The following is a 13,227-nucleotide window of genomic DNA, read 5'->3' as shown; positions in this document are numbered from 1 at the left end:
AAACACGACCAACGCAGGACACTTCAATGCAATTCAACTGGAACGACCCGACGGCGATCATGTTCGCCATCTACCTGGTCGCCATGCTCGGCATCGGCGCCATCGGCTACTTCAGCACCAAGAATCTTTCCGACTACATCCTGGGCGGCCGCAGCCTGGGCAGCTTCGTGACGGCGCTGTCGGCCGGCGCCTCGGACATGAGCGGCTGGCTGCTGATGGGCCTGCCCGGAGCCATCTACCTGTCCGGCCTGTCGGAAGCCTGGATCGCCATCGGCCTGATCCTGGGCGCCTACCTGAACTGGCGCCTGGTGGCGGCGCGGCTGCGCCTGTACACCGAGCGTGCCGGCAATGCGCTGACGCTGCCCGACTACCTGGCCAACCGTTTCGAGGACCACTCCAGCGTGCTGCGCATCGTGACGGCCGTGGTGATCCTGGTGTTCTTCACGCTGTACTGCGCCTCGGGCGTGGTGGCGGGCGCGCGCCTGTTCGAGAACATGTTCGGCATGCCCTACAGCACGGCCCTGTGGGTGGGCGCGCTGTGCACCATCGCCTATGTGTTCATCGGCGGCTTCCTCGCTGTGAGCTGGACGGACACCATCCAGGCATCGTTGATGATCACGGCCCTGATCCTGGCGCCCGTGATCGCCTGGCTGGCCGTGCAGGGCCATCTGCAGCCGGGCCAGGACCTGCACGCCATCGTGGCGGCAGAGAAGTTCGACCTGTTCCGTGGCGCCAGCTTCGTGGGCGTGGTCTCGCTGCTGGCCTGGGGCCTGGGCTACTTCGGCCAGCCGCACATCCTGGTGCGCTTCATGGCGGCATCGTCGGTGCAGACCATTCCCTCGGCCCGCCGCATCAGCATGACCTGGATGATCCTGTGCCTGGCCGGCGCCGTGGCCGTGGGCTTCATCGGCATCCCCTACTTCGCGGCCAACCCCGCTGGCGCTGCCGCCGTGAACGCCAATGCCGAGACGGTGTTCATGGAAATCACCAAGCAGCTGTTCAACCCCTGGATCTCGGGCGCGCTGCTGGCGGCCATCCTGGCGGCCGTGATGAGCACGCTGTCGTGCCAGCTGCTGGTGTGCTCCAGCGCGCTGACCGAAGACATCTACCGCACCTTCCTGCGCAAGAACGCCAGCCAGATCGAACTGGTCTGGATCGGCCGTGCCATGGTGCTGCTGGTGGCCTTGATCGCCATCGCCATCGCCAGCAACCCCGACTCCAAGGTGCTGGGCATGGTCAGCTACGCCTGGGCCGGCTTCGGCGCCGCCTTCGGCCCGGTGATCATCCTGTCGCTGTTCTGGAGCCGCATGACGCGCGGCGGCGCGCTGGCCGGCATCATCACCGGCGCCGTGACGGTGCTGGTGTGGAAGCAGTTCGGCTGGCTGGGCCTGTACGAGATCATCCCCGGCTTCATCCTGGCCTGGCTGGCCACGGTGGTCGTCAGCCGCATGGGCCCTGCGCCTTCGCAAAGCATCCTGAAGGCGCATGCGGCGGTGGAGAGCGAGTTCGAGCGGATCGGGGCACGCTGAGCCGTGCGCACGAAGACGGCACCCCTGCCATGACGCAAAACGCCCGATGCCTGCGCCTCGGGCGTTTTTGCTTTGATGCACGCACTCGAAAGGCCATACAGCCGCTTTACGCCTTCGGCATGCCTGTATAAAATTTTATACAAGGATCTTCCATGGAGCAGGACAAAGACATCCGCTGGGTCGGATCCTCATACGACGATCTGCGGGACTTTCCCGCAGGCCCCAGGCGAGATGCGGGCTTTCAGTTGAGCAAGGTTCAGGCAGGCCAGGAACCGGAGGACTGGAAACCCTTCGACGACGTGGGCGCCGGGACACGGGAGATCCGCGTGAGGGACGCCAGCGGAGCGTTCCGGGTGATGTATGTGGCCAAGTTCGAGGAAGCGGTCTATGTATTGCACTGCTTCCAGAAGAAATCACAGGTGACAAGCCGGCACGACAAGGACATCGCATCGGCGCGCTACCGTGCCGTGGTCCACATGAGAAAGGCCAACAAATGAAGATCGATACAGAAATCCGCCATGTGACCAAGGCGAAGGCAAACCTCTTTCTGGAGCTGGGCTTTCCTGAAGACGAGGCATTGAAGCTGCAAGCTGCATCGCGCCAGCAGATCAACGACACCCATCTTCTCAAGGAGCAGCTGATGGCGGAGCTGGCGCAATGGATTGCACAGCATCACCTGAAGCAGTCAGACGCGGCAGAGATCCTGATGGTGTCCCGCCCGCGCATCTCGGATGTGGTGAACAGAAAGACTGCAAAGTTCACCATTGACGCCCTGGTTGAAATGTTGAGCCGCGTGGGAAAGCCGGTGCGTCTGTCCATTGGTTGATATGCCGGTCGCTGCCCACGACATCGCCAAATCAGATGTACCTCAACGCACATGACGAGCGCTTTGTACGTGGTCGCCACAAGGGGAGTGGTCACTACAATCCATGGGCTCTTTTTTTCATCGCCGGGCCGCCCCAGGATGAAAAACGGCTCCCTGCGGGACAGCCACTGACCTTGCCCTGCAAGGGGAGCGTGGGGGCCATTTTTCAACACACAACAAGTGAGACTGCCGCTATGCAAATGATCCGCCGCACCCTTCTTTCGACCTGCGTGGCCGCCATGGCGGCTGCCTCGGCTGGCGCCGTCCTGGCCCAGACCAAGGAGGTCAAGGTGGGCTACGCCCTGGCCGTGAATTCGCACTACGGCGCGGCCGCCCAGGCCTGGTCCGATGCGGTGGAAAAGGGCACGAACGGCGCCTACAAGTTCAAGCAGTTCCCCGCCTCCGCCCTGGGCGGCGAGCGCGAGCTGATCGAGGGCCTGCAGCTGGGCACGGTGGAGGCGGCCATCGTCTCCACGGGCGCCATCAGCAACTTCGTGCCCGATGTGGGCGTGGTGGACATTCCCTTCCTGTTCCGCGACACGCAGCATGCGCGCGCCGTGCTGGACGGCGCCTTCGGCCAGGAGCTGCTGGCCAAGTTCAGCAAGCGCGGCCTGGTCGCGCTGGCCTGGGGCGAGCAGGGCTTTCGCCACCTGTCCAACAACAAGCACGCCGTCAACGGCGTGGCCGATCTCAAGGGCCTGAAGATCCGCGTGACCGAGAACCCCGTGCACATCACGGCCTTCCGCACGCTGGGCGCATCGCCCACGCCCATGTCCTGGCCCGAAGTGATCGGTGCGCTGCAGCAGGGCACGATCGACGGCCAGGAGAACCCGATCTCGGTGCTGGCCTCGGCCAAGCTGTGGCAGGTGCAAAAGCACCTGACGCTGACGGCCCACGTGTACGCGCCCATGGCCCTGCTGGTGTCGCCCTCGTTCTGGGGCACGCTGAACGACAGCCAGAAGGCGGCCTTCACGCAGGGCGCCAAGTCAGGTGCCATCGCTTCGCGCGTGTTCGTGGACACGGTGGAGAAGAAGGGCGTGGAAGAGGCCAAGAGCCACGGCATGCAGGTGGTGGAGAAGGTGGACCAGGCCGCCTTCCGCACCGCGCTGGAGCCGGCCTATAAGGAATACGCGAAGAAGTTCGGCCAGAAGACGCTGGACACCATCGCCAACGCCAAGTAACCCCCTGACGCATTGCGGGCTGCGGCCCGCAATGCAGGGCGACCCGCTGCGGGCAACACCTGTGGCCCCGCACGGCGCCCGCGCCGATGATCTGACCTCCGGCGGCAGCCCGGCCCTTGCGCCACTCCCCTCCTGCCCTCGCCCACTCCTATGCTCAACCGAATCGAACGCGCCCTTGTGGCCTGCAACCGCTGGCTGCTGATCGTGCTGCTGCTGGCCATGGCCTGCATCGTGTTTGCCAATGTGGTGCTGCGCTACACCACGGGCGACTCCATTGTCTGGGCCGAGGAAGTGGCCCGGCACATGATGATCTGGGTCACCTTCCTGGGCGCGGGCCTGGTCCTGCGCTTCGGTGGCCATGTGGCCATCGACAACCTGCACCGCTCGGTGGGCACGCGCAAGGCGCAGTGGCTACGCCGCCTTGTGGTGCTGGGCGTGGGCCTGTTCTGCGCGGTGATGGCGGTGGCCTCGTCGCAGTACGTCTGGGCCACGCGCTTCCAGACCACGGCGGCCACGGACATTCCCATCTCCTTCGTCTACGCGGCCATGCCCGTGGGCTTCGTGTTGATGCTGGTGCATCTGCTGTTCATTGCGCGCGGCTATATCGCAGACGGCTCGTTCGCCGAATCCGACGAGATGGATGCCGACGCAGCCGCATCCATATGACCCCCCTGAGTCGCTGCGCGCCTTCCCCCAGGGGACGACACCCTCGCTGCGGGGCGGCGCGGCCGGCCCAGGCCCTTGCTTGGTGTCTCCTGCCTTGGAGCGTGTCAGTTCCATCGCTCTGCCATGAATAACTGATTCGAACGCACATCATGGGTATCACGCTTTTCATCGCCATCATCGTCCTGCTCACGCTGGGCTTTCCGGTGGCCTTCGCGCTGGCGATCTCCGCCGCACTGGCCGTCTTCGTGGGCGGCCGCTATCCGCAGCTCATCGTGTTCAAGGAGATGTTCACGGGCATAGACAGCTTTCCGCTGATGGCCGTGCCCTTCTTCATCCTGGCGGCCGAGCTGATGTCGGGCGGGGCGCTCACGCATGTGCTGCTGCGCTTTGCCGCGCAGTTCGTGGGCCATCTGCGCGGCGGCCTGGGCTATGCCAATGTGCTGTCGCTGACGCTGTTCTCGGGCATTTCGGGCTCGGCCCTGGCCGATGCGGCCGGCCCCGGCTCGATGATGGTCAAGATGATGGACAAGGCCGGCTACGCGCGCTCCTACGCGGCGGCGCTGACGGCCAGCACGGCCATCGTGGGACCCATCATTCCGCCGTCGGTGAGCATGATCATCTACGCGCTGCAGGATGAGAACGTGTCGGTGGGCGGGCTGTTCATGGCCGGCTTCATCCCCGGCATCCTGATCGCGCTGGCCATGGCCGCCGTGAACTGGTGGGTGTGCAAGAAGCGCGACTACCGCTCCACCGAGCCGCGCCCCGACGGCCGCACGATGTGGATCAACAGCTTCAAGGCGATTCCCGCGCTGATGCTGATCGTGCTCATCGTGGTGGGCATCCGCTTCGGCATCTTCACGCCCACCGAGGCTTCGGTGGTGGCCGTGTTCTACGCCCTGGTCTGCGGCAAGTGGGTGTACCGCACGCTGCAGTGGTCGGCGCTGCCGGGCATTGCGGCGCGCTCGGCCATGCTGACGGCCTCGGTGCTGCTGGTGATGGCGACTTCGGCGGCCTTTGCCTGGGTGCTGACGGTGGAGGGCATTCCGCAGTACCTGTCCGAGCTGATCGTGAGCTGGCAGCTGTCGCCCACCCTGTTCCTGATCGCGGTGAACATCCTGCTGCTGGTGTTCGGCATCTTCATGGAGCCGCTGCCCGGCGTGATGATCCTGGTGCCCATCCTGGCGCCCATTGCGTTCAGCCTGGGCATCGATCCCACGCACTTCGCCATGGTGGTGATCGTGAACCTGACGCTGGGCATGATCACGCCGCCCGTGGGCGGGCTGCTGTTCGTGACTTCGGTGGCCACGCGCGTGTCCATCACCGATCTCACGCGCGAGATGCCGCTGTTCCTGCTGGCGCACTTCGTGGTGCTGTGCCTGCTGACCTTCATCCCCGCGCTGTCCACCTGGTTGCCGCATACGCTGGGCTTCCAGTGACGACAAGGGCCTCCGAGTGAGGCCCTTTTTTTTGCCGCCTGGCCGCCCCAAGGCATAAAGCGCCCCCCTGGTGGGCAGCGGACCTTGCGCAGCAAGGGCAGCGTGGGGGCCTTTTTTTGCCGCCGGGCCGCCCCAAGGCAAAAAGCGCCCCCTGGGGGCAGCGGACCTTGCGCAGCAAGGGCAGCGTGGGGGCCTTTTTTCCGGGGTGCCCAGCGCCTCAGAAGAGCAGGCCGGCCATGCGCTGGGCCGTTTCCTTCAGGTGCGGCAGGCCCTCCAGCGCCTGCGCCAGCGGCATGCGCACCTCCGGCGCATGCACGGCCAGCGTGGCGCGGCACTGGCCCTTGGCATCGCGCACGGGCACGGCCACGGCGATCATGCCGCGCATGAATTCCTCGCGGTCGCAGGAGTGGCCTTCGCGCACGATGCGCGCGCACTCCTGTGCCAGCGCCTCGGGCGTGGTCAGCGTGTTGGCCGTGCAGGCGGTGAGTTCCACGCTGTCCAGGATGGCGGCGCGCCGGGCCGCAGGCATATGGGCCAGGAACAGCTTGCCGCTGGCCGTGGCGTGGATGGGCACCATCGATCCGGCCTCCAGCTGGATGCGCAGCGGCCAGTGGGTCTCGACACGGTCCAGGTAGCGCACGCGCGTGCCGTCCAGCACGGTGAGGTTGCAGGTCTCGCCCAGACGGGCCACCAGTTGGGACAGCAGCTCATGGCGCAGGGCCTGGCGCGGGTCGGCTTGCAGGGCGCGCACGGCCAGGCTCAGCAGCTTGGGGCCTGGCGAGAAGCTGCGGTCACCCTCGTGGCGCAGCAGCCATTGCCGCGCCTCCAGGTGGGAGCACAGGCGCGAGGCCGTGGCCTTGGGCAGGTTGAGCGCGGCTGCGATGTCCATGAGGCCCGGCGGGGCCTCGGCCTGGGTCACGAAATCGAGCACGGCCAGGGAGCGATCGGAGACCGAGTTCGCTTCGTCCTGCCGTGCAGGGGTGGGGTCCGGGGCAGCGCTGGCAAGGGATGGCGGCATGGGGCGGTGTCGTGTCGTGTGGAAGGCCGGAAACGCTTTCGATCATGCCTGATCGCCAGGAGGCGGCAAGGGTTTGCGCGGGGTTGCAGTCCACGTCGGCAACGAATAAGTTTCACTTAAAGGAACAAATAGTTCCTTAAAAAGAAACTCAAAAGGAGCCACTGCATGCCGGACCCCATCGACAGCTATGACTACGTGATCGTGGGAGCAGGCTCTGCCGGCTGCGTGCTGGCCGCGCGCCTGTCCGAGGACCCGGCCACGCGGGTGCTGCTGCTGGAGGCCGGCCCGCCGGACCGCTCGCCCTGGATCCACCTGCCCATCGGCTACGGCAAGACCATGTGGAGCCCCGTCTACAACTGGAAGTTCGAGACCGACCCGGACCCCAACATGAACGGCCGGCGCATCTACTGGCCACGCGGCCGCACGCTGGGCGGCAGCAGTTCGATCAACGGCCTGATCTACGTGCGCGGCCAGCGCGAGGACTACGACCACTGGGCCGCGCTGGGCAATGCGGGCTGGTCGTATGAGGAGGTGCTGCCCTACTTCGTGAAGTCCGAAGGCAATGCGCGCGGCGCCTTCCCGGACCATGGCGCGGACGGGCCGCTCAAGGTCTCGGACATCGGCGCACAGCATCCGCTGATCGAGGCCTTCATTGCCGGTGCAGGCCAGGTCGGCGTGCCCCGCACCGAGGACTTCAACGGCCGCGACCAGGAGGGCGCAGGCTACTACCAGCTCACCACCCACAAGGGCCTGCGCTGCAGCACGGCCAAGGCCTATCTGGGCGAGGCCCGGCGCCGCCCCAATCTGCGCATTGAAACCGACGCCATGGCCACGCAGCTGGTGCTGCGCGGCCGGCGCGCCACCGGCATCCGCTACCGGCAAGGCGGGCAGGAGCGCCAGGCCCAGGCGCGGGCCGAGGTGATTCTGTCGGCAGGCGCCATCCAGTCGCCGCAGCTGCTGCAACTGTCGGGCATAGGCCCGGCCGCGCTGTCGCAGTCCCTGGGAATTCCCGTGGTGCACGATCTGCCGGGCGTGGGCGAGAACCTGCAGGACCATCTTCAGATCCGCCTGGGCTACGAATGCAGCCAGCCCATCACCACCAATGACCAGCTCAATTCCTGGGTGGGCAGGACAAAGCTGGGGCTGGAATGGCTGCTGTTCCGCTCGGGCGCGCTGGCCGTGGGCATCAACCAGGGCGGCTGCTTCATGCGTGCGCTCAGGGACGCGCAGGGCCGGCCCGTGGCCGCCACGCCCGACATCCAGTTCCACGTCTCCACGCTGTCGGCCGACATGGCAGGCGGGCAGGTCCATCCGTACTCGGGCTTCACCATGTCGGTCTGCCAGCTGCGGCCCGAGTCACGCGGGCAGTTGCGCATCCGTTCGCGCGATGCCTTCGAGCCGCCCTCCATCCAGCCCAACTACCTGGCCACCGACCTGGACCGCCGCACCAACGTGGCGGCCGTGCGCGCGGCACGCGCCATTGCCGACACGCCGGCCATGCGCCCCTTCGTGAAGCGCGAGGTCAAGCCCGGCCCCGATGCGCACAGCGATGCGGAGCTGCTGGAGTTCTGCCGCAACCACGGCGCCACCATCTTCCACCCCAGCGGCACCTGCCGCATGGGCAGCGATGCCCTGGCCGTGGTCGATGCGCGGCTGCGCGTGCACGGCATGGCCGGGCTGCGCGTGGTCGATTGCTCGGTCATGCCAACCCTGGTCTCGGGCAACACCAATGCGCCCGTGGTGATGATGGCCGAGAAGGCCGCCGACATGGTTCGCGAAGACAGGCACGGAGAGACAGGGCAGCTCAAGGTCGCATGACTGCCCGTTCCTGCATCCCGGCAATGCGACAGACAACCAGGAGACAGCATGACGACGGCAACCGATCCCAGGGTCATCCGCAAGGTGGTGACCTCCGCGCTCATCGGCGCAACCATCGAGTGGTATGACTTCTTCCTGTACGGCGTGGTCGCCGGCATCGTGTTCAGCAAGCTGTACTTTCCCAGCGACGATCCGCTGATCTCCACGCTGCTGGCCTACACCACCTTTGCCGTGGGCTTTGTCACGCGGCCGCTGGGCGGGGTGATCTTCGGGCACTTCGGCGACCGCGTGGGACGCAAGAGCATCCTGGTGGTCACGCTGATGATCATGGGCGTGTCCACCTTCCTGATCGGCCTGCTGCCCACGCATGCGCAGATCGGCGTGGCCGCGCCCATCCTGCTGCTGCTGTTGCGCGTGGCCCAGGGCATAGGACTGGGCGGCGAATGGGGCGGCGCCGTACTCATGGCCTATGAATACGCGCCCAAGGAAAAGCGGGGCTTCTACGCCTCCCTGCCCCAGGTGGGCCTGGCCATCGGCCTGTTCATGGCCTCAGGCGTGGTGGCCCTGCTGTCCTGGCTGTGTACCGAAGAGCAATTCATGGCCTGGGGCTGGCGCGTCGCCTTCCTGATCTCGGGCCTGATGGTGGCCGTGGGCATGTACATCCGCCTGCATGTGAAGGAGACGCCCGAATTCGCAGCCGTCAAGGCACGCAATGCGGAAACGGCCATCCCTTTCATGGACATGATGCGGCGCTATCCGGGCAATGTGCTCAAGGGCATGGGCGCACGCTATATCGACGGCGTTTTCTTCAACGTCTTCGGCGTGTTCTCGATCAGCTACCTGACCTCTACCCTGCAGATCAGCCGCACCGACGCATTGATCGGCGTGATGGTCGCCGCCGTGGTGATGTGCTTCACGATTCCGCTGTTCGGCCGCCTGTCCGACCGCATGGGCCGCAGCCGCGTGTATCTGTGGGGATCGCTGATCACCGCGGTCTCGGCCTTCCCGGCCTTCTGGCTCATGGCCCACAGCGGCGGCAATGTGCTGCTGATATGGATCGCCATCGTCGTGCCCTTCGGCATTCTCTACGCGGCGGTCTACGGTCCCGAAGCCGCCCTCTTCTGCGACCTGTTCGACGCCAAGGTACGCTACACCGGCATTTCCTTCGTCTACCAGTTCTCGGGGATCTTCGCGTCCGGCATCACGCCCATCATTGCGACGGCGCTGGTCAAGACAGCCGGTGGCAGCCCGTGGCTGGTGTGCCTGTATGTGGTGTTTGCGGGAGCGGTATCGGCGTGGTGTGCCTGGGCGATCGGGCGGGATGGACAGGGTGCCCGCGCCTTTCGGCCCGTGGGCAATGCCAGGGCAGGCCTGTGAATGGATGGAACTCGGGCGCTTTCAAGAAGTTTGAATACGCACGCTGGAAAACACATTGCCGGCGTACGAACCCATTTCAGGGACTCCAGCAAAAGCCACTCAAAACCATCGCACTGTTTCTCTTTGTAAAGACGATGGCTAGAATGCCCATGCATTTTCTTAATCAGACAGAGAGGGACCATGTTCAAGAAAGCATTGGCAGCAGCCATCTTGCTGGGCTGCGGCTTGGCGCACGCATTCATGCCCAGCAATGGCACCTGGGTCGTGACTTCCGAACTCAACGGCAAGCCGGGTCGCGGGCTGGCCATCGATGCACAGAACGGCACGCTGGTCATGCAGATGTATGCCTACGAGCCCAGCGGCCAGCCCACCTTCTACATGACCTCGGGCGCGCTGACCAATAACCGCTTTGCCGCTCCGCTGATCCGCTACAAGGGCGGCCGCTTTCTGGGCAGCGGCCCGATGTCGGGCTCCGAAGACCGGAACATGGGCCAGGTCAGCATGCGCTTCACCAGCGGCGTGTCGGGTTTCATCACGCTGCCCGGCGAACAGGAAGTGGCGATTTCGCGTTTCAACTTCGGTTACCCCGCCGTGGCATCCAGCCTGAGGGGACTCTGGGCGCTGACTTCGTTCGGCAGCGAAGGCGTTGCTTCCGAAGTGGTGAATATGCAGCTGCAAACGCCTGCCACCGCGAACGGCAATGGCCTGATGGAAACGGCGGACAGGCTGTTTGGTTGCGAACACCAGATCCGGGGCAATCTGGCGGGCGGCGTCCTGTGCGTCAAGGTCAACAACTACGGCCAATTGCTGCGCTCCTACTACTTCGTCTACAGCGTGAACGAGGGTGAAGGCAGCTCCCGCACCAATGGCACCCGCCCCGAACAGGTGCTGGTGGTCAAACGCCTGCTTGACCCGAAGGGCGTGGGTACAGGCATCGTCTACGCGGCCGACGCACCCGTGGACCCAGTGCCCACCGTGCTGCACGACATCATCGAGAACCTGTCCTTCAACGCCGCACCTCTGCCAGCCGAGCAGGAGTGACGCCCTCGCTGCCGGCCACCCCTCAGGGCAGCGCCGGCAGCTGCTCAGCATGCCGCAGGTCCACATGCGCCTGCAGGAAGTCGAGCACGGCGCGCGTACGCGGGGGCAGGCGGTCGGGCTTGCCCAGGTAGACGGCGTGGATGGGTTCCAGGTCGCCCGTGTTGAATTCCTCCAGCACGGGCACCAGCCGGCCGGCGAGCACGTCGGCCCAGGCGTGGTACAGCGACAGGCGGGCCAGGCCCGTACCGTGCAGCGCCAGCTCGCGCATCACGTCGCCGTCGTTGACGCGCACCACCTCCCCGATATCGACGGCAACGCGCTGGCCGTCCACCAGAAACGGCCAGTGCGGTATGGCGCGCTGGTAGCTCCAGCCCAGGCGCACATGGTGGCCCAGCTCATCGGGATGGGTGGGCCGGCCCATGCGGGCCAGGTACTGCGGAGAGGCCAGGATGACCTGCCGCGTGTGGCCCAGCAGCCGCGCCACCATGTCCGAGGGCGGAAGCTGGCCCCAGCGCACGGCGATGTCGGTGCCGGCCTCGACCAGGTCCACGATCTGGTCCGTGAAGCTCAGTTCCAGGCTCAGCCCGGGATGGCGCTGAAGCAATTGCGGCACCAGGGGCACGAGCAGCATTTTTCCGGTCGATGAGCTGGTGTTGATGCGCACCAGGCCGCGTGGTTCGCTGCGCACGGCCACGCAGGCCTCCAGTTCCTCCAGGTCGGCCAGCACGCGCTTGCCGCGCTCGAACAGCTGGCAGCCTTCGGGCGTGAGATGCAGGCGCCGCGTGCTGCGCTGCAGCAGCTGCACGCCCAGGCGCGCCTCCAGCCGCGACATGCTTTTGCTCACGGCCGAGGGGGAGATGCCCAGGTGGCGCGCAGCGGCCGAGAGGCTGCCGCGCTCGGCGACCAGGATCAGCATTTCCAGCTCGGCAAAGCGGTTGGCATCGGCGCTGCCCGTGTCGGCGGCGGCGAGAGGAACAAGTGCGGGCATGGTGTCTCCGAGAAAAGGATCATCTATTCCACACAGGAACAGATCCGTTTCCATTATTCCATCTACACAAAGGTATGTTGCAGTGCGACATTACTGGACATCACACCAAGGATCACAAGGAATCCGTCCATGCCTCTTTCCCTACTCGCCCTGGCGGCCGGTGCCTTTGGCATCGGCACCACGGAATTCATCATCATGGGCCTGCTGACACAGGTCAGCCAGGATCTGCACATCAGCATTCCCACGGCGGGCTCGCTGATTTCGGGCTACGCCATCGGCGTGGCCGTGGGCGCGCCGGTGCTCACGCTGCTGACGCGCCAATGGCCGCGCAAGCGCCTGCTGCTGGCGCTGATGCTGATCTTCATCGCCGGCAACCTGGCCGCCGCGTTCGCGCCCAGCTATGAATGGCTGATGTCGGCGCGCGTGCTGACCTCGCTGACCCACGGCACCTTCTTCGGCGTGGGCGCCGTGGTGGCCACGGGCCTGGTGCCGGTGGACAAGAAGGCGTCGGCGATTGCGCTGATGTTCTCGGGCCTGACCCTGGCTACCCTGCTGGGCGTGCCTGCCGGTGCCTGGATCGGCCAGATGTTCGGCTGGCGCAGCGCCTTCCTGGCCGTGGCCGCGATCGGCGTGCTGGCCTTTGCCATCCTGGCCGCCTTCGTGCCGCGCGACCAGGGCCGCCCCGAGGTCACGCCGCTGGCACAGGAGCTGGCCGTGCTGGCCAACGGCCAGGTCTGGCTGGGCCTGGGCATCACGGCCTTCGGCTTTGCGGGCGTGTTTGCGCTCTACACCTATGTGGAGCCGCTGCTGACCCAGGTGACCCGCATGGGCGACAGCCTGGTGGCACTGACCCTGCTGCTGTTCGGCGCGGGCCTGGCCGCAGGCAATCTGCTGGGCGGCAAGCTGGCCGACCGGGGCGTGATGCGCGCCCTGGTGTGGAGCATTGCGGCGCTGATGGTGGTGCTGGCGGCAGGCCGCTGGGCCTTCGGGAACCAGGCCGTGGCCATGGCCTATGTGATCGTGCTGGGCATCGTGGCCTTCGCCACGGTGGCACCCATGCAGATGCGCGTGCTGGACCAGGCCGGCCCCCAGGGCGCCAACCTGGTCTCCAGCCTGAACATTGCGGCCTTCAACCTGGGCAACGCCCTGGGTGCCTGGGTCGGCGGCCTGGCCCTGGCCGGTGGCCTGGGTCTGGTCAACCTGGGCTGGGCCGCCGCCGCGCTGACGGCCGTGGGCCTGGTGCTGGTCTTCTGGAGCAGCCGCCTGCCCGCAGGCTCCGCACGCAGCGCAGGCGTGGCCTGCGCTTGA

General features: G+C 66.1%; 12 protein-coding genes. 10 read left to right on the top strand and 2 right to left on the bottom strand.

The features are described 5' to 3' along the window. Window positions 1-26: 26 nt before the first annotated feature. The 6 genes from putP to HFGMBDPB_RS00245 all read left to right on the top strand — a co-directional run bounded on the left by putP (window position 27) and on the right by HFGMBDPB_RS00245 (window position 5,677). Window positions 27-1,529, top strand: a complete 1,503-nt coding sequence (gene putP, locus HFGMBDPB_RS00270) for a sodium/proline symporter PutP (RefSeq protein WP_046984091.1) — start codon at window positions 27-29, stop codon at window positions 1,527-1,529. Window positions 1,530-1,681: 152 nt separating this feature from the next. Continuing rightward, on the top strand, window positions 1,682-2,026 hold the full coding sequence (locus tag HFGMBDPB_RS00265; protein WP_013800422.1) for a type II toxin-antitoxin system RelE/ParE family toxin: 345 nt from the start codon (window positions 1,682-1,684) through the stop codon (window positions 2,024-2,026). Continuing rightward, window positions 2,023-2,355 (top strand): helix-turn-helix domain-containing protein, encoded by a 333-nt coding sequence (locus HFGMBDPB_RS00260; RefSeq protein WP_013800421.1) that lies wholly within the window; start codon window positions 2,023-2,025, stop codon window positions 2,353-2,355. Before HFGMBDPB_RS00265 ends, HFGMBDPB_RS00260 begins: the two co-directional genes overlap by 4 nt. Window positions 2,356-2,588: 233 nt before the next feature. Next, the gene (locus HFGMBDPB_RS00255) at window positions 2,589-3,575 is read left to right on the top strand and encodes a TRAP transporter substrate-binding protein (protein ID WP_046237939.1); all 987 of its coding nucleotides are present in this window, start codon (window positions 2,589-2,591) and stop codon (window positions 3,573-3,575) included. A 150-nt stretch (window positions 3,576-3,725) separates the two neighbouring features. After that, window positions 3,726-4,241 carry a TRAP transporter small permease gene (locus HFGMBDPB_RS00250; RefSeq protein WP_013800419.1) on the top strand — a complete coding sequence of 172 codons (516 nt, stop codon included), beginning with the start codon at window positions 3,726-3,728 and terminating at the stop codon, window positions 4,239-4,241. A gap of 149 nt (window positions 4,242-4,390) precedes the next feature. Beyond that, window positions 4,391-5,677, top strand: coding sequence for a TRAP transporter large permease (locus tag HFGMBDPB_RS00245; protein ID WP_016452769.1), 1,287 nt, complete (start codon window positions 4,391-4,393; stop codon window positions 5,675-5,677). 217 nt (window positions 5,678-5,894) lie between these two features. Here HFGMBDPB_RS00245 and HFGMBDPB_RS00240 read toward each other — a convergent pair whose 3' ends face one another. Beyond that, window positions 5,895-6,695 (bottom strand): IclR family transcriptional regulator, encoded by an 801-nt coding sequence (locus tag HFGMBDPB_RS00240; RefSeq protein ID WP_212644674.1) that lies wholly within the window; start codon window positions 6,693-6,695, stop codon window positions 5,895-5,897. A 165-nt stretch (window positions 6,696-6,860) separates the two neighbouring features. Between HFGMBDPB_RS00240 and HFGMBDPB_RS00235 the strand changes: the two genes are divergently transcribed. From HFGMBDPB_RS00235 to HFGMBDPB_RS00225, 3 genes are all read left to right on the top strand, one after another. Beyond that, entirely contained in the window at window positions 6,861-8,513 is a 1,653-nt protein-coding gene (locus tag HFGMBDPB_RS00235; protein ID WP_212644673.1) for a GMC family oxidoreductase, read from the top strand. A gap of 48 nt (window positions 8,514-8,561) precedes the next feature. Continuing rightward, window positions 8,562-9,890: an MFS transporter gene (locus HFGMBDPB_RS00230; protein WP_047218440.1), complete on the top strand. Its 1,329-nt coding sequence runs from the start codon at window positions 8,562-8,564 to the stop codon at window positions 9,888-9,890. 180 nt (window positions 9,891-10,070) lie between these two features. After that, window positions 10,071-10,931, top strand: a complete 861-nt coding sequence (locus HFGMBDPB_RS00225; RefSeq protein ID WP_046237941.1) for a hypothetical protein — start codon at window positions 10,071-10,073, stop codon at window positions 10,929-10,931. Window positions 10,932-10,953: 22 nt separating this feature from the next. Here HFGMBDPB_RS00225 and HFGMBDPB_RS00220 read toward each other — a convergent pair whose 3' ends face one another. After that, complete coding sequence (locus tag HFGMBDPB_RS00220) at window positions 10,954-11,919, bottom strand: LysR family transcriptional regulator (RefSeq protein WP_046984096.1); 966 nt, start codon at window positions 11,917-11,919, stop codon at window positions 10,954-10,956. Window positions 11,920-12,048: 129 nt separating this feature from the next. Between HFGMBDPB_RS00220 and HFGMBDPB_RS00215 the strand changes: the two genes are divergently transcribed. Then, the gene (locus HFGMBDPB_RS00215) at window positions 12,049-13,227 is read left to right on the top strand and encodes an MFS transporter (RefSeq protein ID WP_133073113.1); all 1,179 of its coding nucleotides are present in this window, start codon (window positions 12,049-12,051) and stop codon (window positions 13,225-13,227) included.

Origin of the sequence: Delftia sp. PE138 (genome assembly GCF_018320755.1) — a bacterium.
Classification (GTDB): domain Bacteria; phylum Pseudomonadota; class Gammaproteobacteria; order Burkholderiales; family Burkholderiaceae_C; genus Comamonas; species Comamonas tsuruhatensis.
The sequence above is the reverse complement of the archived record's forward strand: the minus strand, read 5'-3'. Positions and strand labels throughout refer to the sequence as shown.

Bases quoted from the DNA above. Each gene is read 5' to 3' on its own strand.
- putP (WP_046984091.1), top strand. From the start codon at position 27: ATGCAATTCAACTGGAACGACCCGACGGCGATCATGTTCGCCATCTAC.
- HFGMBDPB_RS00265 (WP_013800422.1), top strand. From the start codon at position 1,682: ATGGAGCAGGACAAAGACATCCGCTGGGTCGGATCCTCATACGACGAT.
- HFGMBDPB_RS00260 (WP_013800421.1), top strand. From the start codon at position 2,023: ATGAAGATCGATACAGAAATCCGCCATGTGACCAAGGCGAAGGCAAAC.
- HFGMBDPB_RS00255 (WP_046237939.1), top strand. From the start codon at position 2,589: ATGCAAATGATCCGCCGCACCCTTCTTTCGACCTGCGTGGCCGCCATG.
- HFGMBDPB_RS00250 (WP_013800419.1), top strand. From the start codon at position 3,726: ATGCTCAACCGAATCGAACGCGCCCTTGTGGCCTGCAACCGCTGGCTG.
- HFGMBDPB_RS00245 (WP_016452769.1), top strand. From the start codon at position 4,391: ATGGGTATCACGCTTTTCATCGCCATCATCGTCCTGCTCACGCTGGGC.
- HFGMBDPB_RS00240 (WP_212644674.1), bottom strand. From the start codon at position 6,695: ATGCCGCCATCCCTTGCCAGCGCTGCCCCGGACCCCACCCCTGCACGG.
- HFGMBDPB_RS00235 (WP_212644673.1), top strand. From the start codon at position 6,861: ATGCCGGACCCCATCGACAGCTATGACTACGTGATCGTGGGAGCAGGC.
- HFGMBDPB_RS00230 (WP_047218440.1), top strand. From the start codon at position 8,562: ATGACGACGGCAACCGATCCCAGGGTCATCCGCAAGGTGGTGACCTCC.
- HFGMBDPB_RS00225 (WP_046237941.1), top strand. From the start codon at position 10,071: ATGTTCAAGAAAGCATTGGCAGCAGCCATCTTGCTGGGCTGCGGCTTG.
- HFGMBDPB_RS00220 (WP_046984096.1), bottom strand. From the start codon at position 11,919: ATGCCCGCACTTGTTCCTCTCGCCGCCGCCGACACGGGCAGCGCCGAT.
- HFGMBDPB_RS00215 (WP_133073113.1), top strand. From the start codon at position 12,049: ATGCCTCTTTCCCTACTCGCCCTGGCGGCCGGTGCCTTTGGCATCGGC.